The organism is Paenibacillus sp. MCAF9 (assembly GCF_052114265.1).
In the GTDB taxonomy this organism is placed as follows: Bacteria; Bacillota; Bacilli; order Paenibacillales; family Paenibacillaceae; genus Pristimantibacillus.
In genome coordinates, this window is record NZ_JBFREL010000007.1 from 171,793 (window position 1) to 195,623 (window position 23,831).

The window sequence follows — 23,831 nt, forward strand, 5'->3', positions numbered from 1 at the left end:
CATTGAGTAAATTTTGGAGTCCGCTTACTGCTTCACTGGTGCCGTATGTCCCAGGCGAGCAGCCTAAGGATAAGACGTATATCAAACTGAATACGAATGAGAATCCGTACCCGCCATCTCCGAAGGTAATTGATGCGATCAAAGGAGCAGCTAATGCTGATCTGCGGCTATATCCTGATCCTACTTGCGAGGGGCTCGTGAAAGCAGCTGCCTCCTATTACGGATTGCGATCAGAGCAAGTGTTTGCAGGCAACGGTTCTGATGAAATTTTAGCTTTTGCTTTCGCAGCTTTTTTTGATCCGGCTAAGACGGTACTGTTCCCTGATATTACTTACAGCTTCTATAAGGTGTATGCGAAGTTATATGGCTTGCAGACAGAGCTTATCGCATTGGACGAGCAATTTAACGTTCAAGTCGAAGCTTTCCATTCGGACAACGGTGGTATCATCATACCGAACCCGAATGCGCCAACGGCTCAATTGCTTCCGCTCGATGATATACGTACATTGCTTGCAAGCAATCCTGATCAGGTTGTTATCATCGACGAGGCGTACATTGACTTCGGCGGACAATCAGCAGTGGAGCTTATTCACGACTATCCGAATTTGCTTGTCGTTCAAACACTCTCGAAATCCCGTTCGCTCGCTGGCCTTCGCGTTGGTTTTGCTTTTGGCAGCGAGGAGTTGATTGATGGATTGAACCGAATCAAAAATTCATTTAATTCCTATACGATGGATCGGCTTGCTTTGGCAGGCGCCATTGCTGCTCTTGAGGATGACGCTTATTTCCGAGATACGACGGAGAAGGTCATTGCTACACGAGAACGTGTAACGGAGCAGGTGAAGGAGCTCGGCTTTGCTGCAACAGACTCGAAGGCAAACTTCGTCTTCATTTCGCATAAAACGATAGCAGCTAAGGACATCTTTGTGCAGCTGCGCGATAAGGGCGTGCTGGTCCGGTATTTCGATCAACCTCGAATTAATGAATATTTGCGGGTGAGCATTGGAACGGATGAAGAAATGGATGCCTTTATTCGGGCACTCCAAGAAATCGTAGGCAAGTAATGGAAGAGGTTACGAAGGAGCAATTGTTGTTTCGGCGGTCGATGCGGTTGGTACTAGCTTTAAGTGCCATCTATGCTGCTGTGAGTAATGTGTTTCTATATACAGCTTATTATTATAGCGGGATTGTGGAGCAGAGCTACATCATTTGCATGATTATGATTATTGCGTTCTCTTTGCCGATCGTAAAGTTTTTTCGAAATCAGCATTGGTACTTTCCGATCTTCATATTTTTGTTCTGGATCCCGTTTAGCGTGCTTCTCGCATTTATACTAAGCCAAGTGCTTCCTCTTTCGGACAATACGGTCGATTTTGGACTGCTGCTTGTTTACTGCCTTATTTTGAACGTTATCGTTACGCTGCTTGGCATTACACTCGGCATGATCTTTAATGGAGGATCTACCCTTTGGAAGAAATATAGCCAAGCCTCAAAGCAATAACAATAAAGCCATGTATGATCTCCAATGAAGGGGGAGCATGCATGGCTTTATTTGATGATCGTTATTTTCATCTTGACTAAATGATTATTTCATTTTAAAATTTGTAAAAACTAACGTTCGTTAGGCAGGGGAACGAAAGCGGATCGGAGGGAATGACATGAGTGCTGAATTAACAACGTCGGAACGTATAAAGCTGGCGGCGCTGACGATGTTTGCAGAATCAGGCTATGAGGGGGCATCCTTGTCTGAAATTGCTAAGGCAGTGGGCATTAAGACGCCGTCCATATATGCACATTATAAATCGAAAGAACAACTGTTCTTGCAGCTCATTCAGGAAATGATTGTTGAAGAGCATAATCAGTTTATAGAGCTTCTTCAAGATATGGATCAGGCGCCGATTAAGGAGCAAGTACATCGACTGTTTACTTTTTTTACCGATCTCACTCATTTAACGACAGGTCAAGCTTTCTTGAAGAAAACGATGCTTGTACCGCCGCGCCATTTGCGCGAACAGCTCAATCAAGATTTATTGCGCTATGAGTATGAGCTGAACAAGGGAATTATTAGCGTGCTGGAAAAGGGAGCGTCGCAAGGGTTGTTTAACCTGGAAGAGACGGAACGGTTAATTGCTACCTTTTATGTATGTGTAGATGGCATCCTTGTTGAGAATCAAATATATGGAAAAGAGCTGCTTGAGAAAAGGAAGCAAATGGTGTGGCAATCATTATGGCAGATTTGGACGATGACAGCGAGAGAGGATTGAAAAAAATGCAATGGGTCTTTTTATTATTAGCGGGGTTTCTTGAGGTAGGCTGGACGTTTGGCCTCAAATATTCGGAGGGCTTTACAGTGCTTGTTCCAAGCATAATAACAGTGGTGCTGCTTGCCATAAGCTTTATGCTGTTTGCCCGCGCAATGCGTACGATTGAGATTGGCGTTGCCTATGCTATGTTTACGGGAATTGGAACAGTAGGCACTGTTCTCGCAGGCATTATTATACTGAATGAGCCGGCTGATTTTTGGCGCTTGTTCTTTATCGCATTGCTTGTAGGGGGCATAGTTGGACTTAAGCTTGTGTCAAATGACAAGCCGGCTCCTGACAAAGCACCAAAGGCTGTAACCAACATAGAACAAGATAAGGTGGGTTCATAAAATGGCATGGGTCTTTTTAATCATATCAGGCTTCGGCGAGGTCGCCGGCGTTACTTTCATGAAGCTCTCTGATGGCTTTAAACGCTGGAAGGGAACGGTAGGGGCGATTGGCGCTGGTTTCGTGAGCTTTTTCTTCTTATCTAAAGCGTTGCAGACGATACCAATTAGTACGGCATATGGGATATGGACCGGAATTGGCTCTATAGGCAGCGTAGTGCTGGGTATGGTGGTTTTTGGAGAGTCGAGAAATTGGCGCAAGATGCTGTTTCTCTCTATGATTATTTCAGGCGTTATCGGGCTGAAAGTAGTAAGTGGAGGCCATTAGGATCAAGTGTGAAGCGAGACCGTGCAAAAGGGCTGTAAAGCTTTTTGGTGCGGTCTTTATTTTTGCAGCTGCTGGTCTTACAATGAAAGGAAAGCATGTATGTAGATAGGGAGAAGAGGAGTACTTACTATGGAGGAGAAGCAGCTGAATACGTTTATAGCTCTTATGGAGCAGTCATTGCTCTCGGAGCTTGTGCTTGATAGCGTTGACCCCACAAATCCAATCCGAGTAGCGGAGACGCCGCATGGTTGGAGACTGCTTGGGGCGGGCAATTACGCCGGCGTATTTACACATCAGGATTACTCGGATATAGCTGTGAAGGTTTATGCGCCAGGCCGCGACGGCTGGGAGAGTGAATGCGAGGTTTACCGGAGAATTGGCACTCATCCTGCTTTTTCAACTTGTTATCATGCCGGAGAATATAAAGGCCATTATTATCTGGTTTTAAAGCGACTAAAGGGAAAGACCTTATATCAGTGCATCATTGATGGAGCAGCAATACCAAAAAAGGCAATAGAAGATATTGATCAAGCGCTGGAGTATGCAAGATCCCGCGGTTTGTTCCCTCATGATGTGCATGGAAAAAATGTAATGATCAAGGATGGACGAGGCATCGTACTTGATATTTCAGATTTTTTGAAGGAAGAGCCTTGCACGATGTGGGATGATTTGAAGAAAGCCTACAATCGTATTTACATGCCTTTTCTATCCAAAAAACCGATTCCGGTTCCCGAATGGGTGCTGAACGGCGTTCGCAAAGGTTATCGTTTTATGAGGAATTCATCCGTAGTGGGACGCTCGTCCTAGGGAAGCAGCACAAGCAGCGGCTGCCCTGCAAGGGTGCCGCTGCTTGGCAAAGCTTTGCCGCACATCTTAATGCTCCTCGTCAAACGCGTCCAGCAGCGTCTTGGCGAGATCGGCATCCTTTTTAAGCACATGAATCCGTTTCAAGGAATTGCCCTCAATGGTGATTTTGGTTTTCAATCCATTAGTTTTGAAATGAGCTTCCAATCGGTCTATGAGCTCCGATCTAGAACCCCCTTCCGTACGAATGACTATCCATCGATTCCAAAATAACGCCATTATGCGTCACCTCCTTAAAGTTTTACATTGTAAAACTAGTGTAGGAAGCCATGTGCCCATTGGATTTGAATGTCTTCTTATACGTTCAAATCAAATAAGGATGCACCTTTCATATTTATTCAGCAGAAGCCTTCAAACATGACAGAAAACCCAAAAAAACATTTGCCTTTAATCCAAAATCTGTTGGGGAATAACGTGATTGCTCCTGCCGTATCCTAAGAAAGCGAGATGGCGACCTGACCTATTGACAAACTTAACTGTAACGGATAAAATTACAGTATAAAGCAGGGAGGCCCTTAAACAGTGAACAGCGAATTTACGATTGCCGTACACAGTCTCGTTTACTTGGCTTATTTACCGGAAAGAATGGCTAGCAGCGATATGATCGCCGAGAATGTCGGCACACATTCTGCTCGTGTTCGCAAGGTAATGGGTGGTTTGCGCCGCAGTGGATATGTGGATACCCGTGAAGGCTCAGGAGGCGGCTATAGGCTGACGATTGACCCGAATGTGGTAACACTTGCCGATATCTATCGCGTGATGGCACAAGGCTCGCTAATTCCGAGCTGGTGCTCGGGCAACCCAGAGATGGATTGTGTTGTTGGGTCGAATATGAATCAAGTGATGTTCGGCATATTTTGTACAGCGGAGAAGCAGCTGGAAAGTCATTTTAGCGCGATTACGATTCAGGATGTGTTGAAGCAAATTCACGCATGCGGTTAGCAAATGATGTTTCATTTAACGGTGAGACGGGTATTCCCTTTATCATACACATTGTTTGGAGAGGATGATTGAAATGGCAGTAGCATTGACGAAAGAAAACTTTAACGAGTCCATTCAAAACGGCGTTTCCCTTGTAGATTTCTGGGCACCTTGGTGTGGACCTTGCAAAATGCAGCTACCAATCGTTGAGGAGCTTTCCGCTGAGCTGGAAGGCCAAGCAGTAATTGCTAAAATTAACGTTGACGAGCAGCCAGAACTTGCTTCACAATTCGGCGTAATGAGTATCCCAACATTGATTTTGTTCAAAGACGGTCAACCCGTTGACAAAATGGTTGGCGTACAATCCAAAGATGCTTTGAAAGCAAAAATTTCCGGCCAAATGTAAGCAACATTTTGTAATAAATAACCGTCTTAATATCGTCTGGTATCAGTGAGCAACTGGTGTCAGGCGATATTTTTTTTCTGGAAACTCTTATTTTCAGTAAGATAATATTGGTATAAAAGGTTCTAATTGTGAATGTAAAATTCGACCTAATTAAGCAAATGTTAAGGAAATAATAAGCGTTTATACCAACCTTATCTGTTGCTTTATACTAATTTAGTTAGTAGAATTAAAAATAATTGTACGCAGCAGCGTACCCTAACTTTGATTTATGGAGTGGTGATGTAGTGAACGCAGTCAGTACGAAAAAGGACAAAACGGTTACCGGAGAGTCCCTGCGGCAAGGTATAACATCTTCAAAAATTTTGATCATTATTCCGGCTTATAATGAAGAGCACAGCATAAGCCATGTGATACATGATGTGAAGACACATTGCCCAACTGCTCATATTCTGGTCATTAATGATGGCTCCAAAGACCGTACACGTGAAGTAGCTGAAGCGAACGGTGCTTCTGTTATTACACTCCCGACCAATTTGGGCATCGGCGGAGCTATGCAGACGGGATATCGTTATGCCCATCGTTATGACTATGATGTTGCCGTTCAAGTGGATGGCGACGGTCAGCATAAGGCGGAGCAGCTTCATTTGATTTTGGACCCCGTGCTTAGCGGGAAAGCGGATTTGGCGATTGGTTCACGTTTTATTGAACAAACCGGCTTCTTGTCCTCTGCAACGCGCAGAGTCGGCATCAAGATTTTATCTACTATTGTTACTGCAATGACACGCAAACGTGTGCTGGACGTTACCTCAGGGTTCCGCGCTGCAAATAAACGTGCGATTGCTGTATTCCAAAGCGATTATGCGACAGACTATCCAGAAGTGGATTCCATCGTGCTCATTCATCGCAGCGGATTGCGTACAAGCGAGGTAGCTGTCGTGATGGAAGCACGTACAGGCGGTACGTCATCAATAAATGCGATGCGTTCGGTTTATTATATGGTTAAGGTAACATTGTCGCTATTCATTCGCAGCTTGAAAGCAACGAAGCCAGTCGAGGTTCAATCTTAGAAAAATGCTTACGATGAGAGTTTGCTCTGCAAACTTTAAGGAGGATACACCATGCAAGCCTTGTGGATTATCACAAGTGTGGTTTTTTTGTTCGTGCTGATTATGTTGATTAACCGGAGATTGCTCCGTGAGCAGTATTCTATGCTCTGGCTGTTGTTTGGTGTAGTGATGCTGATTTTGTCTGTACGCGTCCAGATTATTGATACGCTGGCCCACGCGATTGGTATTGCTTATGCACCGGCGCTGCTTTTTCTAGTCGGAATTTTATTTTGTATTATGCTTATTTTGCATCTTACAGTCATTGTATCCAAATTGTCAGAGAAGGTTATTCGTCTTACACAAGAGCTTGGAATTTTACATCACGAGCTGCATGAACGCAAAAGGTCGGATTCATAATGGCATATATCATATTGTTTCTTAATATTTTGCTGCTTGTTTCTGGCCAGTTATTGTGGAAAACAGGAATGAACAAAATGGATACGGCGAAAGGCGACACATGGGTCTCGTTATTGTGGTCGCCTCATATATGGTCGGGACTTGTTTTGTACGGAATTGCTACCGTTCTTTGGTTGTACGTACTTAAGAAGCTTCCGCTTAGCCTTGCCTATCCGCTGCAAAGCTTGGCTTATGTAATAGCGCTGGTTGCAGCTGTATTTATATTTAACGAATCGGTACCGCTGCAGCGCTGGATAGGCGCAGCTATTATTTTGGCGGGTGTAATCGTACTCGCTTGGAAATAAGCCGCTTTCAACATTGGGGAGGATCAATTTACGTGGTGGAATGGGTTAGGAAAAACAAAGCATGGACGATAGCGATCGTTCTTATTTTTATGCTTGCCTTGTGGCTGAGGGTTGATTTTCTTACATCGGTCAAACATAACATTTCACATGATTCGAAGTATTACGATGAGATGGTGCACCGGTTGCTTGATGAAGGCATTTACGCCTACAAGGAAGAGGTTCCAAATGCAAGGGTAACACCGGGTTATCCACTATTTATGACTGGTATGTATTTAGTGGCTGATCAAATCGGCGTAGAGCCGTTCCCGCTTATTCGTTGGGTACAGGTGTTAATTAGCATGGCTACACTCATTATCATTTATATGATTGCGATGCAGGCAACAAGAAACAAATGGGTTGCTATTGTAGCGTTTTTTATTAGTGCAATTTATCATCCCTTTATTTGGGCAAATGGAGCAGTTCTCACAGAAACGCTCGCATTATTTCTCTTAATGGCCTATCTGTCTATGCAGTTATATGCCTTTCGTACGGAACGAAAGCGCGATGCTGCGCTAGCGGGTATCTTGTTAGGCCTGACAGTACTTGTTAGGGCGGAATTTCTACCGATTTTTGTTCCTTTGTACGGAGTGTTTTTGCTTCAGAAATGGTACAAGAAGAAATCGGGTGTGCAGACCGAGGTCTCCAAATGGGCTATTTTCAAAAAAGTTCTATTAATGGGTGTTATTACGGGGCTCTGCCTATCGGCTACGATGCTTCCTTGGTGGATAAGGAATGTCGTTTCATTAAATGAGTTTGTATTGACTGCTTCACAGTCCAATCCGTTCAAAGCGGGTACTTATCCGAATAAAGATTATACAGACAAGATCGTTGATCCAACGGGATTGACGCAGGATGAGGTCGCTTGGGCGCGCATCAAAGCAGGCTTCACGCAGCAAACCTGGAAATATGTAAAATGGTATACGGTAGGAAAGCTTAAATATACTTATACGCATATGTTCTTCGGCTCGGGACATGCTCCTTTATACCATGCTTATCCGAAGGTAGCATACTTGCATGTACTGATTATATACAGCACGATTATTCCTCTGCTTGCGCTGATATGGAGATGGAGACATCCTGCAGCCATGCTGGCGGTGGTCATCTTCGTCATGACGATGATTAGACTTGTGTTCGTACCGGAATATCGTTATAACTTTACCGTTATGCCCCTGTTTATTATATTGTTCTCTTGGCTCGGTATTTATATTTTGCAAAAAATATGGGCATATATTGAACGTAGAAAAACGGCGTAGCAGTTTTAACTGTATATTATCAAAGACTGCCTAAAGGACAAGCGCCTTGGGGCAGTCTTTTTTCGCTTATTGTGCAACTTCCGCAATGTATGGCGCGTCTAATTTATGAATAAATTGGAAAAGCATTGGAGGGTGAAGCAGTGAGGATCAATCATCGAAAGAGGCTTGCGGTAGTGCTATCAACAGCGATGCTTATGAGTATGTTGCCAGCAACGGCATTTGCTGAAAGCTCAAACAAGCCAGCAGTGACGAATGCAGCAGCAAAAGCCGTGCCATCGTCGGAAGGAGACATCATGAAAGAAGGATTTGCAGCTCCAGTTGATGTAGCAATAACGAAGGAGAAAGCGGAAGCGCTAGCGAGGCAGTATGTAAGCATTCCGAAGGAGTATGTCCTCCAAGGAGCTAGTCTTAATATGGAAGTGATGGCTAGCGGCAAACGCAATGCTTGGGGACTGGATTTCGTGAAAAAGGTGAACGGCAAGCATTTGGGAAGCATCTACGTTCGTATTCATGCGGATAAAGGTCAGCTTCTTGAGTTCAACTCTTATACCGATAACCCATCTGCCAAACCAACGTATCCGCTTAAGGTTGAACGTGATGCCGCTCAGCAGATTGCGCTCCAATTCATAGATAAAATCGCAGCTGATTATAAAGGACAAATTCAATACAATCCTGACTATGGTGTTCAACTGCGTCCACCGCTAACGGGTGAGGTTGTGCATTCCATTCGTTATGATCGTTTGGTGAATGACATACCCTATGTAGATAACTACATAGAGCTTGAAGTGGATAGTGAGGGGCATGTCCGAAGATTTTCCTTGCAGTGGGATGATACAATTATTTTCCCAAAAGTAGATGCAAAGCTGTCGGCAGCAGAGGCAAATGAAAAGCTGAGGGCAGCAGCAGCTCCACTGCTAGCTTATATCGTGCCTTACAATATGCAGGGGAAAAGGAAACCTTTGCTTAGTTACGAGCTTCAGCCTATATCGATCGATGCGGTGACTGGCCAGTTAAAGGATCAGTCGAGAGAAAATTATTTTAGAGCGGGAACGATATCGGAAATTCCTATATCCGAGAAACCTTTAGGCGAAAAGCCGAAGGCGGGGGCAGTTACCGAGAAGCAAGCGATAGATGCGGTAAAAGCTGCTTTTGCGCTGCCGGCAGGGGTGGAGCTGAATGGTTCCAACTACAGTGAAAATAGCAATGAGAGCACGGGTGAAACCGAAGCCTATTGGCAGCTGAATTGGACAGTGAAAAAGGATGGCAAGGAAGTGGGCTCAGCTTCAGCTTCCGTTAACGGTCGCACTGGAGAGGTTCGCCATTTCAATACGTATATGTATAACGAACAAAGTCAATCAGGCGGGACAAAGGTGACGCTAGAGCAAGCGTCAACAGCAGCGGTAGAAGCGATTAAGAAACGTCTGCCATGGCTGACGGATGAGCTATATTTGGTCAAACCTGATCCGAAGCAATATGAGGGGATTGTCGCAGGGCAACCTAGTCAATACTATTTCAATTTTGTACACAAAATCCATGGCGCAGTGGTTGAGTATGACAACATTAACTTGTCGATTCATTCAAGCACTGGGGAAGTTGTAAATTACGATGCTAATTTGTCAAACTTTGAATATCCAGCTGAGGCTCCTGCCTTGATTAAGAAGGAGCAGGCAGTTGACAACTGGCTGAATTATTACCGAACACAGCTTACGTATCGGCTTGTGCAAAGCTTCGCATGGAACGGGCAGCCTATTCCAATTGAAAAATATAAGTTGATGATTGCTTCAGGAGAAATAAGAGGCGACGAAGTGGATAGAAAGACAGAAGCAGAACTAGTTTATCAATTAGTGCCTAAGCTAATGGATGAGTCGGTGTTCCTCGATGCGGAGACAGGCGGCTGGCGAAATCGGGAAACAGGTGATGTCACACAGCTCGAGAAACCAAAGGCTAAGGATATTGATGGACATTTTGCACAGCGTCAGCTTGAACTAATGGTTGCATACAAAGCGCTTGATGTGAAAGATGGTCTTGTACGTCCTAATGAGGCCGTTACACGCGGAGAGTTGATTAAAATGCTGGTGCTAGCGCGCAGCAGCGGAGTATCGCCGCTCGCCATGTCCTCTAGTAAACAGCTGAAAGGTGAAGGCTCATTTAACGATGTAGCTGCGGATTCCAGCTATTTCGTATATGTTGAAAGTGCATTGGAACAAAATTTGATAGATGTTGGGGATGGCTCCTTTAACCCTAACGGTAAAGTATCCCGTGATGAGATGGCTGAGCTTATCGTGCGAGCACTTGGTTATAATGCGCTTGCGAATTATGATCATATTTTTAAAGCCTCGTTTAAAGACTCGGATCAGATCCAGAATAAGGGGCAGGCAGCCATTGTTGTAGGTCTCAAAATTATGAGCCTATCCGATGGCAAGTTTTTGCCTAAGAAACAAGTGACGCGAGGCGAAGCATCGGTAGCGTTTTTCCGTTACCTTCAATCGCGCGCAGAGCTGCAAGAAGCGCCGCTTCGGATGTAATGTATTCTTCATACAAGAAACCTGGATTCTACAAGTGGATGATACGCTTGTAGATCCAGGTTTTTTATAGATAAGGGCTCGGAAATTATCCTTTAATCCGTTTTCTTCTTTTTCGAGGTAAAATTTGTTACAGATTTTGTATCCTCAATGGTATCGTTTACGAATGCCATATCTTGATTTTTGGCTTTCATATTCGTCGTTCCTTTGTAATTGCCATTATGAGTCTGATTTTCCATTAACTTGCCTCCTCAAATTTTAGGTGCTTGCGTGCACAGCTTAAGCCAGCGCCAACATAGTATTTCCGAAGCGCGGCTTATCATTCTCAGCAGTGACTATCTTGCGGCGAGGCACAAATAAGATACCGTTTAGGGGTATAAAACGGGTTAAAAACAAACGTCTGTTCAAATCAGGGTTTTATAGGTTTTCACAACATACAATGCTTTTATCGATCAGAAAACCGTCTTCATTTGCCAAGGAAGCCATCAAATGCCGTTTAGGCTTAACGGATGGCACTTTCAAAGTAGGTGACGCTGGGGTATAATAGCTGGAGTTGTTTACTTTCGGGAAAATAGGGGTGTCTTATAGCATGGCATTGAAAGCAGGAATAGTAGGTTTGCCCAACGTCGGCAAATCAACATTGTTTAACGCAATTACGCAAGCAGGAGCAGAATCTGCCAATTATCCTTTTTGTACAATAGATCCTAACGTTGGTGTTGTTGAAGTACCGGATGAGCGTTTGGACAAGCTGGTTGAGCTCGTTGTTCCTAAAAGCATCGTGCCTACAGCGTTTGAGTTTGTCGATATTGCCGGCTTGGTTGCTGGCGCGAGCAAAGGTGAAGGATTGGGCAATAAGTTTTTGGCGCATATCCGCGAGGTAGACGCCATTGTTCATGTGGTTCGCTGCTTCCAAGATGACAACATTACGCATGTATCTGGCAAGGTAGATCCAATTAGCGATATTCAAACGATTAATTTGGAGCTTATTTTGGCGGATATTGATTCGGTTGATAAAAAGATTGAACGCTCCCGTAAAAACCTTAAGGGCGGAGACAAAAAAGTTGCTCAAGAAATCGAAGTGCTTGAACGCATCAAGGAAGCGTTGTACAACGATAAGCCTGCTCGCAGCCTAGAGCTGAGCGATGATGAGAAACTGCTTGTTCGTGATTTGCATTTGCTGACAATGAAGACGGTTTTGTATGCCGCTAACGTGAGCGAAGACGAGGTTTCAAATTCAGACGGCAATGAGTACGTACAAAAAGTACGCGAATTCGCAGCTGCTGAAGGTGCTGAAGTTGTACCAATCAGCGCGAAGGTTGAAGCTGAGATTGCTGAGCTTGAAGGCGAAGACAAAGAAATGTTCCTTGAGGAGCTTGGCATGTCGGAGTCGGGCTTGAACCGTTTGATCAGTGCGGCTTACAAACTGCTTGGCCTATACACTTACTTCACAGCAGGTGTACAAGAGGTTCGCGCATGGACGATTCGCAGTGGAACAAAAGCGCCGCAGGCGGCTGGAGTTATTCATACCGATTTCGAACGTGGATTCATTCGTGCTGAGGTTGTTTCCTTTACAGATCTTGCAGCTGCGGGTTCGATGGTAGCGGCTCGTGAGAAGGGGCAAGTTCGTCTTGAGGGCAAAGAATATGTCGTTCGTGACGGCGATGTTATCCATTTCCGTTTTAACGTGTAAATATTAGGGGAATAATAGAGCCCTGTAAGTGCAGCTTTGCGCTTACAGGGTTTTGTTGCAATCAGGATCTTGCTGGATGCTCAGTAACCAATGGCGGTTGCCTGGCATATGAAGATTGAGGCGGTTCGTAAAAATGGGCATGATTAGCTGGCTGTAAATCGAAACCAGCAGTCGATAGAAACTCGATGATATGGTATAATGAACATTATCCTAATGGAATAAACAGAGGTGAATGATCGTGTTTGACCGTTTACAAGCACTCGCAGACCGGTATGAGAAGCTGAGTGAGCTATTGTGTGATCCAGATGTATCCAGTGATCCCAAGCGGCTTAGAGAGCTTTCCAAGGAGCAGTCGGATTTACAAGAGGCATATGATGCCTTTACGGAATATAAACAAGTTACCGAGCAGCTGGACGACGCTAAGCTGATGCAAGCTGAGAAACTCGATGACGAAATGCGTGAAATGGTTAAAATGGAAATCGACGAATTGAGCAAACGCCAAGCTGAGCTTGATGAGCAAATTCGTATCGTTCTATTGCCGAAGGACCCTAATGATGACAAGAACGTTATTGTCGAAATTCGTGGTGCGGCTGGTGGAGACGAAGCAGCATTGTTCGCATATGAGTTATATCGTATGTATACAAAGTTTGCTGATGCACAAGGCTGGCGTGTAGAGCTAATGGATTTCAGCGAGAACGACGTTGGCGGATTTAAAGAGGTAATCTTTATGATTACGGGCAAAGGCGCGTACAGCAAGATGAAATTCGAAAGCGGCGCTCATCGCGTACAACGGATTCCAGTAACGGAATCAGGCGGCCGTATTCATACATCAACATCTACGGTAGCTGTTATGCCTGAGGTTGAAGATGTGGAGATTGAAATTTTCGACAAGGATATTCGCGTGGATACGTTCTGCTCCAGTGGAGCGGGCGGTCAATCCGTTAATACGACGAAATCCGCGGTACGTGTATTGCACGTTCCAACCGGCATTATGGCGACTTGCCAAGATGGCAAATCACAGAATGAGAACAAAGCGAAGGCACTTGCCGTGCTTCGTGCACGTATCTCTGATGTTCGCCGTCAAGAGGAAGAAGCAAAGTATGCGGGCGAGCGTAAGAGCAAGGTTGGAACGGGAGATCGCAGCGAACGTATTCGCACATACAATTTCCCGCAAAGCCGTGTAACGGATCACCGTATCGGATTAACGCTTCATAAGCTGGATTCAGTGATGAACGGCGATTTGACAGAGGTTATTTCCTCCCTGACGATTGCAGAGCAAGCTGATCTTATGGAACGTGAAATGGCTTAACAAATTTGCGCTGGGTCGCTGGTTGCTTACAATAAGCAATCAGCGGTCTGGCGTTTTGTTCGGTTTGGGGAAGCGAAGGCGTGGCAAAGGCAAAGCATGTGGTTGTGTGGAGCACATAAATAGATCGGACATGGAAGCAAATTATTGTCGTATGTGCTGCTAGCTGTGAGGCAGTAATGGCAAAAGAGTGGCTATAGTTGCTGCATGATGGAGAAGGAAGTTACTTTAAAGTGGGAAGGGCGATACAGGGATGAGCAAGCATTCGGAGGAGCAATGGTTTGTTGCGCCATTAACATTGCGGCAAGCAGGCATGCAAGCGACAGCGATTTTGCAATCGGAAGCGGTGGAAGAGCCGCGCAACAATGCAGAGCTTCTGCTCATGCATTTGCTGAATATGGATCGAGCGGCATTGCTGCGTGATGGCAGTGAGTTTTTTCCTGCAGAGCGGTTAGCAGAATGGGAAGGCCTCATACGTCGTAAGGCTGCTGGGGAGCCTGTTCAATATATTATTGGTGAGCAATGGTTTTATGGGCGGCCATTTACAGTCTCGCCTGCCGTGCTCATTCCGCGTCCGGAAACAGAGCTGCTCGTCGAGGCTGTGCTTGAGGCAGCTGATCTTATTTGGCCCCCTGCGTTGATTGCAGGGGATATGCAGCCGCCGACCATTGTCGACGTCGGCACAGGCAGCGGCGCCATCGCCGTGACGCTAGCTTCGCAGCGTCACGCATGGCGCGTATGCGCGTCCGATCTATCGCCGGACGCGCTGGCAGTCGCCCGCACGAACGCGATCCGCCATGAAGCGGCGGATCGGTTGACATTCGTGCAGGGCGACCTGCTCATGCCATTTGTACATGGGCATGAGCAGGGTGAACTGCAGCACGGCGAGCTTCGCATCGACGTGCTTGTATCCAATCCGCCGTATATACCGGCGGCGGATATGTTAGAGCTGCAGCGCGAAGTTCGCGACTATGAGCCGCATCTCGCGCTGGAAGGCGGGCCGGACGGGTTGATCCCGTACCGGCGCATGCTGGAGCAGCTTCCGCTGCTCGCGCAGATGCCTCGCATCGTCGCATTCGAGCTCGGCATGGGCCAGCCTCGCATCGTTGCCGACATGATGCGCGAAATGTCGCAATGGGACGACATTCGAATCATCAGTGACTACGCTGGAATCGAGCGCCATGTCATTGCAACGAGGAGTTAGCTTCGCTTGCAGCAAAAGAGGCTTCCCCAAAAGTAGAATTATCTACTTCGGGAAAGCCTCTATTTCATTTCAAGCAGCCATTTTCAAGCAGCAGCCTGACTGGGCTCAGCAAAATAAATCTATTTCATAGATTTATTTTCACTCGAACGTACCATTTAGCGCGTTTTTATGGGCGTTGCGCAAACATAAGCCTACATTCTGGCTCTATTTTCGAGAAAATGATTACTTTGACGAAAATAAGACTATATTTTAGTTTTATTTTTGCTGTACCACATCAATTAGCGCCTTTTTGAGAGTGATGAGCTAACATAAGCCTACATTCTAGCTCTATTTTCACGGAAAGGGCTACTTTGACGAAAATAAGCCTATATTTTAGTTTTATTTTTGCTGTACCACATCAATTAGCCCCTTTTTGCGGGTGATGAGCAAACAATAAGCCTACATTCTAGCTCTATTTTCTCGAAAAGGGTTCCTTTAATGAAAATAACACTATATTTTAGTTTTTATTCCGGCATCATACCGGTGCTTATCGCAAGACGGTTCCACCCGTTGATCGTAATAATAGCCATAATAATCTCGCCGACTTGTTTGCTCTCGAAATACCGGGCAACTTCTTCATATACCGCATCAGGCACATGTTCCTTCGTAATGACAGTGACAGCCTCCGTCAAAGCGAGTACCGCTCGCTCCTCCTTCGTAAAGTAAGGCGTATCGCGCCAAGCGCTCAATGCATAAATCCGCTGCTCAGTCTCGCCTAAGCTTCTAGCGTCTTTCGTGTGCATATTAATGCAGAATGCACAGCCATTTATTTGCGATGCGCGAATTTTAATCAATTCTAGCAGCTGCTTGTCGATGCTCGTAGTGCCTAGGTATTTTTCCATTCCGCTCATTGCCTGATATGCAGCAGGTATTTCTTTAGCTATTTGGACTCTTTCTGTCATGTTCCTCATTCTCCTCTATGTTCTAATTATTTGCTTTCATCCTCTAAGACAAAACACAGTTATCGGATGTGACAGAAGATTAAAAAATTTTTTATTTAGTCGTCCTTGTCTAGTCGTCTTTGTTTAGTCATCCGGTGTTCACGATTGGCGGATCGTAAATTTTCAAATGGTCATTCGATCCGAACATGCTTCAGCTTATCAGGGTTCAACATGACATAAATCCGCTCAACCTTCTGCCCTTCCTCATCGAGCCGAAAGCTGATAACACTTCTAGGCATACCGGCTTGGTTAACGATGACGCCAGCTTGTCCGTTCACGTCAGCGAATTGATGGCCATCTCCCAAGAAGGTCTTCGGAATAACACCCTTCAAAAAGGCGATGACTCTTTCTCTGCTAATAATAGCGAAAATAGCTGCACGTACCTTGCCTCCTCCATCGGAGACAAGAATCGCTTCTTCGGATAAAAGAGAAATCAATTTCTCGAAATTTCCAGAAGAAGCTGCTTCCATGAAGGCAACAGCGAGGGGCTCGGCTTTATCCGTGTTCATGGGTAGCATCGATCTATCTTCCTGAAGCTTCTCTTTGGCTCGGCTGTATATTTTACGACAGTTTGCTGTCGTTTTATGTAAGCATGCAGCGATATCCTCATAGTCGTATTGAAGTGATTCTCTTAAAATAAACACAGCCCGCTCAACTGCTGTTAGCTGCTCAAGCATGACAAGCAGCGCGTAGGAAATCTCTTCATGCTCCGCATAAATTTCAGCAGGATCCAGCTCAACGGTGCTGACGTCTGGTTCGGGCAGCCACTGTCCAACATATACTTCTTTTCTTTTGCGCGCGGATTGGCTGAGATTGATCGAGCGGTTAGTGAGCATTCGAACGAGATAGGCCTTCTCATTTTTAATTTCACTAGGGTCCAAAAGGCTGTAGTCTGCAAACACATCCTGGACCAATTCCTCGGCCTCGCTGAATGTGCCAAGCATCCGATAAGCAATGGAATGGAGCAGCGGTCGATACGCTGCATAAGTTTTTTGGAAATCCATTCTTCATCCATCCTTCTCATTTATTGAAAATAGTATAGCCTGCTAGAAGAGCGTCTGCGATAAGATAAAAAATAGATAGATTGATAGGTTTATATATTAAGCAAAGCGGACATAATGACGGATAGATACGTTCCGGAACGCAAGCAGACGCACTGACGGGTGCGACGAGAGGAGCTTGTGTTATATGTCCAGCCATTATTCTATTCATTCCTATTCCAATATTTCTAAATCCGCTCATTCTAATTCGGGTAAGGCTAATAAATTTGTTTATCGCAAATCATATGGTTTTATTATTTTTGCACTTATCATTTTAATTATGAGCTGGGAAGCTCAGCAAATGGATGCTGCGGTTGCAGGCGGAGAGATCCCACAGGAAGCCATTCGCCTTCGTATTTTAGCCAATTCCGATAATCCTGCTGATCAAGTCGTGAAACGTCTTGTCCGGGATGAAATCGTTAAAGCGATGAATAGCTGGGTGACGGGACCTCAGACGATTGAGGAAGCACGTCAGACGATTCTCGCTAATATGCCTGAAATTGAACGCATTACAGCAGAAGTGCTAAAGAGCCGCGGCTTTGAATATGGCTCATCCGCAGAGCTTGGAATGGTACCGTTCCCGACAAAAATGTACGGCAATCAAGTTTACCCTGCTGGCGACTATGAAGCCCTTCGTATTACACTTGGCGAAGGCGGCGGACAAAATTGGTGGTGTGTATTGTTCCCGCCGTTATGTTTTATCGATGCTGTAAGCGGTGAAGCATCAGCAGCAGCTGGAACAGAGACAGAGCAAGCATCAGTTGTGAAATCGAATAGTGCAGCGGCTAAGACAGCTTCATTAGCAGCAGCTCCAGCAGATACTCCTTCCCAAGGCGAAGCGCCGGAAGCAAAATTTTTTATTTGGGAAATGATTGAATCTTTTATCAATTGGATTAAATCACTGTTTTCATAAGAAACGACAGCTGCACCTTTGAATGTAAAGGTGCAGTTGTCGTTTCTGCTTGTTTGCGGGTGCTTATGCTATAATAACGAATGAATGAACAATTTCAATTAAGAGCAAGGATTGAAGGATAGAGATGACTAAAACAAATGTATGGCGCGTAAAACAGGCTCATGATTCTCAGCTGCGGGAACAATTATCGGAGGCTGCCAGCCAATTAAGAGAAGGCGGTATTATTGCTTTCCCTACGGAGACGGTTTATGGGCTTGGCGCGGATGCTCGCAGCTCGGCGGCGGTTGAGCGGATATTCACCGCAAAGGGACGTCCATCGGACAACCCTCTTATTGTGCATATTGCGGGTCGCAAGCAGTTAGATGAGCTGGTGCTGCCGTATTCGGAGCTGGCTTCATCGTTGATGGAACAGTTTTGGCCAGGACCACTTACCATTGTACTGCCCGTTCGCGAGGATGCGTTATCGCCGCTCGTAACGGCAGGACTGTCTACCGTTGGTATTCGAATACCGGATCATAGAACAGCGCTTGCGCTGCTTGAGATCGCAGATTGTCCAATTGCTGCACCAAGCGCCAATCGTTCTGGAAGGCCAAGCCCAACACTTGCTGAGCATGTGCTGGAGGATTTGGATGGGCGGATCGATGGTCTTGTTGATGACGGTGCAACAGGCGTCGGCCTGGAATCTACTGTAATTGAGCTTGCTGGCGAGCATGGCATTCGAATTTTACGGCCAGGCGGCATTACGCGCGAAGCGCTTCAAGAAGCGGCACCCCATGCGTTGGTTGATAGTGCCTCGGTAGATGAACCGGAGTCGGCTCCGCGATCGCCAGGCATGAAATATACTCATTATGCGCCACAAGGGGAGCTTGAGCTTGTGCAAGGCCAATTTGAAGCTGTGTCAGCGTACATTCGAGATCAAGTAGAAGCTGCAAAGAAGCGCGGCGAGGTAACTGGCGTACTTGCTTTCGAAGAGAGATTGAATCGCTACGATGCAGATCATGTTTTCTCATTAGGCAGCGAGGCGGAGCTTGGCACAGCAGCGCACCAGCTTTATGCGGCATTGCGAGATTTTGACGGGGCAGGCGCTCAGCGTATTTGGGCAGAGGGCTGCACGGAGCATGGGATCGGCGCAGCGCTTATGAATCGGTTAGCCAAAGCGGCTGGAAACCGAATTATTCGTGTATAGAAAGCACTGTAAGGGGAACGATCATTTTTGAAACAAAATTAGCTTGAAACCGCACTAGTATGTTTGTCCTCATGTCCGCATATGTTTGGTAAAGACTACAAGCGGACATGGGGGAGATAGGCTGTGATTGAAGCACAATTACAAGCTGGACAGTTTTTGACGCTGCTTTTTATTGCGGTGGCACTCAGTCTAGACGCATTTTCTCTGGGACTCGGAATAGGGCTCAAAGGCATAAGGCTGCGAGATGTTTTGAAGCTTGGCATTGTAACTGCATTGTTTCATATGATCATGCCGCTGGCAGGTATTTTTACAGGTCAATACGTCGGCTCCTTGCTTGGAGATGTAGCCACGACTGCGGCAGGCATTTTGCTAGTGCTGCTCGGCGGACATATGATTTATAGCTCGCTGCGCGGCGAGGCGGTTCAATCTTTTGACCATAAATCTTTTTGGGGCTTGCTCGTGCTTTCGCTTAGCGTCAGTATCGACTCGTTCTCAGTAGGCATTACGCTTGGGATGTTCGCTGCAAACATGTTGATGACGGTTTTACTTATCGGTCTGCTCGGCGGGCTGATGTCGATATGTGGTTTAATGCTGGGGCGTAAAGTCAGCGGTCAGCTTGGCGAATATGGCGAGGCCATAGGCGGAGGAATTTTGTTCGTGTTCGGCATCTTGTTTATCTTTTAGAATACAAGTAAGAAAGCGGAACAAAATTTCAGTCTTATTTTAAATTTCAAGCCAAAGCTGCTTTAGCATCTAAGGAATGCTGCAGGTGTTTTCGCTTAATCGTTGAACAGCTTGGAATAACGTGCAAAAAGGAGTTGGCAGTGTGAAACGTATTTTATTTGTATGTACAGGCAATACATGCCGCTCACCGATGGCAGAGGCTATGCTTCGCCGAATGGCTGCATTGAGAGGGATCACCGTAGCCGTTCGCTCCGCAGGCATATCTACTATTGATGGACTGCCCGTGTCAGCTCATGCTGTGGAGACCCTTAGGCAGCGGGACATCGAGCATAAGAGCACGTCGCTGGCGCTGACGAGCGAAGCGGTTGGTTGGGCTGATATTATTTTGACAATGACGGTTAATCATAAGCGCGGTTTGCTGCAATGGCATCCCGAAGCGGTCGACAAAATCTATACGTTAAAGGAATATGCAAATCAAGACGCACAAGTGCTCGCCGATATTGAGGAGCTGGAGCAGCTTTATACAGAGCTTCATATGAAGCAGGCGCTTGGCCAACAGCTGACGACTGGCGAGAGAAGACGATTGCTTGAGCTGGAGCGTCGCATACCGAGCTTTGACATCGTTGATCCTTTCGGAGGCTCGCTTGCTATATACAGCAGCAGTGCTAACGAAATAGAGGACGCGCTCGTCAAGCTGCTGGACAAGCTGGCCAAAAGATAAGTGTTCAGGGTTGCGGAAGTCATTTTTGTTCCCGTTCGATTGATTTTTGCAGCTGTATAAGATATAATAAAATGACAATATACGGTTTCCGATGTAACTGGCGACGGAAGTGGGTAACCACGGTGGAGCATCGGAATATACGGCCGGTCGCCTGGGCAAAGAGCAGCATGCTAATAAGCATGTCATGCTCTTTTTTCGTCTTTTTGGGCAAAAATAGGTATACTAGCACTGTGATGTTTCATTTCTAAGGAGGTCTTTTGCGTTGAAAATTGCTATTGGTGCTGACCATGCAGGTTATCGTTTGAAGGACGAAGTTGTACCGTTTCTTCGATCGCTTGGTCATGAAATTGAAGATCTTGGCTGCAACTGTGACCAATCCGTCGATTATCCGGACTATGCATTGCCCGTATGCGACCTTGTTACGAGCGGCAAAGCAGAGCGCGGTATACTCATTTGTGGAACAGGTATCGGCATGTCGATTGCGGCTAATAAAGTACGCGGCATCCGCTGTGCGCTTGTGAATGATATGTTCTCAGCCAAAGCCACTCGGGAGCATAATGATACTAATGTTTTGGCGCTTGGGGAACGAGTAATCGGTCCTGGAGTGGCACTCGAAATTATTCGCATATGGCTTGAAACGCCGTTCTCAAATGGAGAACGCCATGTCGGTCGTGTTAGTAAAGTGAAACAAATTGAAGAACAGTACATCAGCCAGTCCTAATTAGGGGGCATTCGCAATGAACGTAGACGAAAACGTACAGCTTGGAAGCATTGCAGAACAGGTTGAGCAAATTGTTCGGGAACTGGCAGCGGCAGGCAAGCTTGGCATGAGTCAGCTGCTAGTAATCGGTGTAAGTACTAGTGAGGTGCTTGGTCATCGCATCGGGACTTCGGGCACCATTGAAACGGCTGCACAAATTTACGCAGGCGTTGAAGCGGTTCGCAGCGAAGTTGGCTTTATTCCCGTTTATCAATGCTGTGAGCATCTGAATCGCGCGCTTGTCATTGATCAAGCTTCTGCAGAACGATTGGGGCTTGATATTGTAGGTGCAGTGCCAGTGCCTAAAGCGGGCGGCTCCATGGCAGCTTATGCCTATCGTCAGCTGAAGGAACCTTGTTTGGTGGAAACGGTGCAGGCGCATGCGGGCATCGATATTGGTGATACGTTTATCGGTATGCATTTGAAGCGGGTGGCTGTTCCCGTTCGTCCGACGATTCGTGAAATTGGAGGAGCGCATGTCACGATGGCTATCACAAGGCCAAAGTTAATAGGCGGCTCCCGAGCGGTATACGAGCTTAGCGAGAATCTAACGGCAGAGCAATCTGCTGGAACTTGCGAATAGTTGATTTATAGCGATAATTTTTTGATTTTCAGCGTCTAAAGGACACCGAAGACGTTTTTGCTTGATAAAGGGTATCTAATTTGAGGAGGAATTTAATCATGGAAAATTTGCGCAAACAAGACCCAGAAGTATTGAAAGCTCTAGGACTAGAACTTACTCGTCAACGTGACAATATCGAGCTTATCGCATCCGAGAACATCGTTAGCGAAGCGGTTTTGGAAGCTATGGGAAGCGTTTTGACGAACAAATATGCAGAAGGTTACCCAAGCAAACGTTTCTATGGCGGTTGTGAGCATGTTGACATCGTTGAGGATATTGCCCGCAACCGTGCGAAAGAGCTTTTTGGCGCTGAGCATGCGAACGTGCAACCACACTCCGGCGCACAAGCGAACATGGCTGTTTACCTTGCAGCTTTGCAGCCTGGCGACACTGTGCTTGGTATGAATCTAGCACATGGCGGACATTTGACACACGGCAGCCCTGTTAATGCATCTGGATTGCTTTATAACTTTGTTGCATATGGTGTACAAGAAGATTCCTTCACTATTGATTATGAAGAAGTTCGCAAGCTTGCTTTCAAGCACCGTCCTCGTTTGATCGTTGCAGGCGCTAGTGCATATCCGCGCACAATCGATTTCGAGAAGCTTGGCAAAATTGCTAATGATGTAGGCGCATTGTTTATGGTTGATATGGCTCACATCGCTGGTTTGGTTGCTGCAGGCCTTCACCCGAGCCCGGTGCCTCATGCGCATTTTGTAACAACTACAACCCACAAAACCCTTCGCGGACCTCGCGGCGGTATGATCCTTTGTCGTCAACCTTGGGCTGCTGCGATTGATAAAGCAGTTTTCCCAGGCTCGCAAGGCGGTCCTTTGATGCACATTATCGCTGCTAAAGCAGTAGCTTTCGGCGAGGCGCTTCAACCTGAATTCAAGCAATACGCAACCCAAGTTGTTAAGAACGCTAAAGTTCTTTCGGAAGAGCTTGTTGCAAAAGGCTTTAATATCGTATCTGGCGGAACAGACAATCACTTGATGCTGCTCGACACACGCAATCTGAACATTACAGGAAAAGTAGCAGAACATGTGCTTGATGAAGTAGGCATTACGGTTAACAAAAATGCCATTCCGTTTGATCCAACAAGCCCGTTTGTAACATCCGGTATTCGTATTGGTACACCTGCAGCGACAGCTCGCGGCATGGAAGAGAACGCAATGAAGGTTATTGCTGAGGTTATTGCACTTGTGCTTAACAGCCCTCAAGATCAAGAGGTGCTCTCCAAAGCGCGCGGCATGGTTCGTGATCTTACTGCACAATTCCCGCTTTACCCTGGCATGACTTACTAATCATAAATATATTATTAATTAAAAAAAGACCTATTTGTGCATATGCATGAATAGGTCTTTTTTTGATTATATGCCGTGCATAAATAATATATCTAAAAAAATAATACAATTAGAAGCTGCGTGGAATAAATGAGCAAACGTCAATGTTGAAATGAAAAAACGTTCATTTTGCACAAGCGAAAAATAATAATTAAATATAATGGTCGTTATTATTTATGTTATAGTATAAACACCGAAAAAATACGTTATATATTTGTGGAATATATATGTAATTTAAAACAATATGGAAATATAAAGGATTTTCAATTTAATCTGTATTTTTAAGTATTAGTGCTATTTTTGTAAATAAATGACTGTAAAAATATTAAACTGAAATATTATTAAAATAATTAACTGAATAAACGCTGTACAGCATTAACGCAACAGAATAATTAATTGAATAAACGCGTTAATGTGTTAAAGAACAGTGTATAAAAGTAATTATAAACAAAAATTTACAGCTTACATATTCTTGATAAATAATTAACATGGTTGTATAGTGAAATTTATTATTATATTTAAACTCATTGTTTAAGTGGGGAAAATGTTTAGCATTGCTCAAAAGGATACGTATATTTGCATTGGACAA

At 45.4% G+C, this 23,831-nt stretch carries 27 protein-coding genes and 1 riboswitch; of the genes, 23 read left to right on the forward strand and 4 right to left on the reverse strand.

The genetic code is table 11. The annotated features are described in order from the left end of the window. Positions 1 to 2 precede the first annotated feature (2 nt). From hisC to AB4Z45_RS14870, 6 genes are all read left to right on the forward strand, one after another. Positions 3 to 1,064, forward strand: a complete 1,062-nt coding sequence (gene hisC, locus AB4Z45_RS14845) for a histidinol-phosphate transaminase (protein ID WP_441910141.1) — start codon at positions 3 to 5, stop codon at positions 1,062 to 1,064. Further along, a complete protein-coding gene (locus tag AB4Z45_RS14850) occupies positions 1,064 to 1,501 on the forward strand; it encodes a hypothetical protein (protein WP_441910143.1) in 438 nt (145 codons plus the stop codon). The genes hisC and AB4Z45_RS14850 overlap by 1 nt, the downstream gene beginning before the upstream one ends. Before the next feature lie 157 nt (positions 1,502 to 1,658). Beyond that, positions 1,659 to 2,264, forward strand: a complete 606-nt coding sequence (locus AB4Z45_RS14855; RefSeq protein WP_339205428.1) for a TetR/AcrR family transcriptional regulator — start codon at positions 1,659 to 1,661, stop codon at positions 2,262 to 2,264. After that, the gene (locus tag AB4Z45_RS14860) at positions 2,216 to 2,653 is read left to right on the forward strand and encodes a DMT family transporter (RefSeq protein WP_441910144.1); all 438 of its coding nucleotides are present in this window, start codon (positions 2,216 to 2,218) and stop codon (positions 2,651 to 2,653) included. The genes AB4Z45_RS14855 and AB4Z45_RS14860 overlap by 49 nt, the downstream gene beginning before the upstream one ends. A 1-nt stretch (position 2,654) precedes the next feature. Beyond that, positions 2,655 to 2,978, forward strand: a complete 324-nt coding sequence (locus AB4Z45_RS14865) for a DMT family transporter (protein WP_441910146.1) — start codon at positions 2,655 to 2,657, stop codon at positions 2,976 to 2,978. 129 nt (positions 2,979 to 3,107) lie between these two features. After that, positions 3,108 to 3,785, forward strand: a complete 678-nt coding sequence (locus AB4Z45_RS14870) for a protein kinase domain-containing protein (protein WP_441910147.1) — start codon at positions 3,108 to 3,110, stop codon at positions 3,783 to 3,785. Positions 3,786 to 3,851: 66 nt separating this feature from the next. On the opposite strand, the gene AB4Z45_RS14875 is transcribed toward AB4Z45_RS14870, so the two are convergent. Then, positions 3,852 to 4,061, reverse strand: coding sequence for a hypothetical protein (locus AB4Z45_RS14875; protein ID WP_441874673.1), 210 nt, complete (start codon positions 4,059 to 4,061; stop codon positions 3,852 to 3,854). A 303-nt stretch (positions 4,062 to 4,364) separates the two neighbouring features. Here AB4Z45_RS14875 and AB4Z45_RS14880 point away from each other — a divergent pair, with 303 nt between their 5' ends. From AB4Z45_RS14880 to AB4Z45_RS14910, 7 genes are all read left to right on the forward strand, one after another. Then, positions 4,365 to 4,784: an RrF2 family transcriptional regulator gene (locus AB4Z45_RS14880; protein ID WP_076266281.1), complete on the forward strand. Its 420-nt coding sequence runs from the start codon at positions 4,365 to 4,367 to the stop codon at positions 4,782 to 4,784. A 73-nt stretch (positions 4,785 to 4,857) separates the two neighbouring features. Beyond that, positions 4,858 to 5,169: a thioredoxin gene (trxA, locus tag AB4Z45_RS14885; protein WP_054025488.1), complete on the forward strand. Its 312-nt coding sequence runs from the start codon at positions 4,858 to 4,860 to the stop codon at positions 5,167 to 5,169. A 284-nt stretch (positions 5,170 to 5,453) separates the two neighbouring features. Then, positions 5,454 to 6,236, forward strand: coding sequence for a glycosyltransferase family 2 protein (locus AB4Z45_RS14890; protein WP_441910148.1), 783 nt, complete (start codon positions 5,454 to 5,456; stop codon positions 6,234 to 6,236). Between the two features lie 51 nt (positions 6,237 to 6,287). Beyond that, positions 6,288 to 6,632 (forward strand): DUF2304 domain-containing protein, encoded by a 345-nt coding sequence (locus tag AB4Z45_RS14895; protein WP_054025487.1) that lies wholly within the window; start codon positions 6,288 to 6,290, stop codon positions 6,630 to 6,632. After that, entirely contained in the window at positions 6,632 to 6,976 is a 345-nt protein-coding gene (locus tag AB4Z45_RS14900; RefSeq protein ID WP_339205425.1) for an EamA family transporter, read from the forward strand. The genes AB4Z45_RS14895 and AB4Z45_RS14900 overlap by 1 nt, the downstream gene beginning before the upstream one ends. 32 nt (positions 6,977 to 7,008) lie before the next feature. Continuing rightward, on the forward strand, positions 7,009 to 8,268 hold the full coding sequence (locus AB4Z45_RS14905; RefSeq protein ID WP_441910150.1) for a phospholipid carrier-dependent glycosyltransferase: 1,260 nt from the start codon (positions 7,009 to 7,011) through the stop codon (positions 8,266 to 8,268). 140 nt (positions 8,269 to 8,408) lie between these two features. Continuing rightward, complete coding sequence (locus tag AB4Z45_RS14910; protein ID WP_441910151.1) at positions 8,409 to 10,793, forward strand: YcdB/YcdC domain-containing protein; 2,385 nt, start codon at positions 8,409 to 8,411, stop codon at positions 10,791 to 10,793. A 92-nt stretch (positions 10,794 to 10,885) separates the two neighbouring features. Here the strand turns inward: AB4Z45_RS14910 and AB4Z45_RS14915 are convergent, their stop codons facing one another. Beyond that, entirely contained in the window at positions 10,886 to 11,029 is a 144-nt protein-coding gene (locus tag AB4Z45_RS14915) for a hypothetical protein (RefSeq protein WP_441910152.1), read from the reverse strand. Positions 11,030 to 11,379: 350 nt separating this feature from the next. On the opposite strand from AB4Z45_RS14915, the gene ychF reads away from it, so the two are divergent. From ychF to prmC, 3 genes are all read left to right on the forward strand, one after another. Continuing rightward, entirely contained in the window at positions 11,380 to 12,480 is a 1,101-nt protein-coding gene (gene ychF / locus AB4Z45_RS14920; protein WP_076266277.1) for a redox-regulated ATPase YchF, read from the forward strand. A 238-nt stretch (positions 12,481 to 12,718) separates the two neighbouring features. Then, the gene (prfA, locus tag AB4Z45_RS14925; RefSeq protein WP_076266276.1) at positions 12,719 to 13,789 is read left to right on the forward strand and encodes a peptide chain release factor 1; all 1,071 of its coding nucleotides are present in this window, start codon (positions 12,719 to 12,721) and stop codon (positions 13,787 to 13,789) included. A 250-nt stretch (positions 13,790 to 14,039) separates the two neighbouring features. After that, positions 14,040 to 14,990, forward strand: a complete 951-nt coding sequence (gene prmC / locus AB4Z45_RS14930; protein ID WP_441910154.1) for a peptide chain release factor N(5)-glutamine methyltransferase — start codon at positions 14,040 to 14,042, stop codon at positions 14,988 to 14,990. A 503-nt stretch (positions 14,991 to 15,493) separates the two neighbouring features. Here prmC and AB4Z45_RS14935 read toward each other — a convergent pair. Together AB4Z45_RS14935 and AB4Z45_RS14940 are read right to left on the reverse strand one after the other, a co-directional pair. Beyond that, on the reverse strand, positions 15,494 to 15,931 hold the full coding sequence (locus AB4Z45_RS14935; RefSeq protein WP_441910156.1) for a carboxymuconolactone decarboxylase family protein: 438 nt from the start codon (positions 15,929 to 15,931) through the stop codon (positions 15,494 to 15,496). A 170-nt stretch (positions 15,932 to 16,101) separates the two neighbouring features. Continuing rightward, positions 16,102 to 16,974: an RNA polymerase sigma-70 factor gene (locus AB4Z45_RS14940; RefSeq protein WP_441910157.1), complete on the reverse strand. Its 873-nt coding sequence runs from the start codon at positions 16,972 to 16,974 to the stop codon at positions 16,102 to 16,104. A gap of 184 nt (positions 16,975 to 17,158) precedes the next feature. Here AB4Z45_RS14940 and spoIIR point away from each other — a divergent pair, with 184 nt between their 5' ends. The 7 genes from spoIIR to glyA all read left to right on the forward strand — a co-directional run bounded on the left by spoIIR (position 17,159) and on the right by glyA (position 23,203). Continuing rightward, positions 17,159 to 17,923, forward strand: a complete 765-nt coding sequence (gene spoIIR, locus AB4Z45_RS14945) for a stage II sporulation protein R (protein WP_441910158.1) — start codon at positions 17,159 to 17,161, stop codon at positions 17,921 to 17,923. A 124-nt stretch (positions 17,924 to 18,047) separates the two neighbouring features. Then, positions 18,048 to 19,109 (forward strand): L-threonylcarbamoyladenylate synthase, encoded by a 1,062-nt coding sequence (locus AB4Z45_RS14950; RefSeq protein WP_441910160.1) that lies wholly within the window; start codon positions 18,048 to 18,050, stop codon positions 19,107 to 19,109. Between the two features lie 123 nt (positions 19,110 to 19,232). Then, positions 19,233 to 19,793 carry a manganese efflux pump MntP gene (locus tag AB4Z45_RS14955; RefSeq protein ID WP_441910162.1) on the forward strand — a complete coding sequence of 187 codons (561 nt, stop codon included), beginning with the start codon at positions 19,233 to 19,235 and terminating at the stop codon, positions 19,791 to 19,793. A 142-nt stretch (positions 19,794 to 19,935) separates the two neighbouring features. Then, positions 19,936 to 20,514, forward strand: coding sequence for a low molecular weight protein arginine phosphatase (locus AB4Z45_RS14960; protein ID WP_076266269.1), 579 nt, complete (start codon positions 19,936 to 19,938; stop codon positions 20,512 to 20,514). 83 nt (positions 20,515 to 20,597) lie between these two features. Further along, positions 20,598 to 20,678, forward strand: a riboswitch (ZMP/ZTP riboswitch). Positions 20,679 to 20,776: 98 nt separating this feature from the next. Further along, positions 20,777 to 21,235, forward strand: a complete 459-nt coding sequence (gene rpiB, locus AB4Z45_RS14965) for a ribose 5-phosphate isomerase B (protein WP_441910163.1) — start codon at positions 20,777 to 20,779, stop codon at positions 21,233 to 21,235. A gap of 16 nt (positions 21,236 to 21,251) precedes the next feature. Further along, entirely contained in the window at positions 21,252 to 21,857 is a 606-nt protein-coding gene (locus AB4Z45_RS14970) for a TIGR01440 family protein (protein ID WP_441910164.1), read from the forward strand. Positions 21,858 to 21,955: 98 nt separating this feature from the next. Further along, the gene (gene glyA, locus AB4Z45_RS14975; protein ID WP_441910165.1) at positions 21,956 to 23,203 is read left to right on the forward strand and encodes a serine hydroxymethyltransferase; all 1,248 of its coding nucleotides are present in this window, start codon (positions 21,956 to 21,958) and stop codon (positions 23,201 to 23,203) included. Positions 23,204 to 23,831 lie beyond the last annotated feature (628 nt).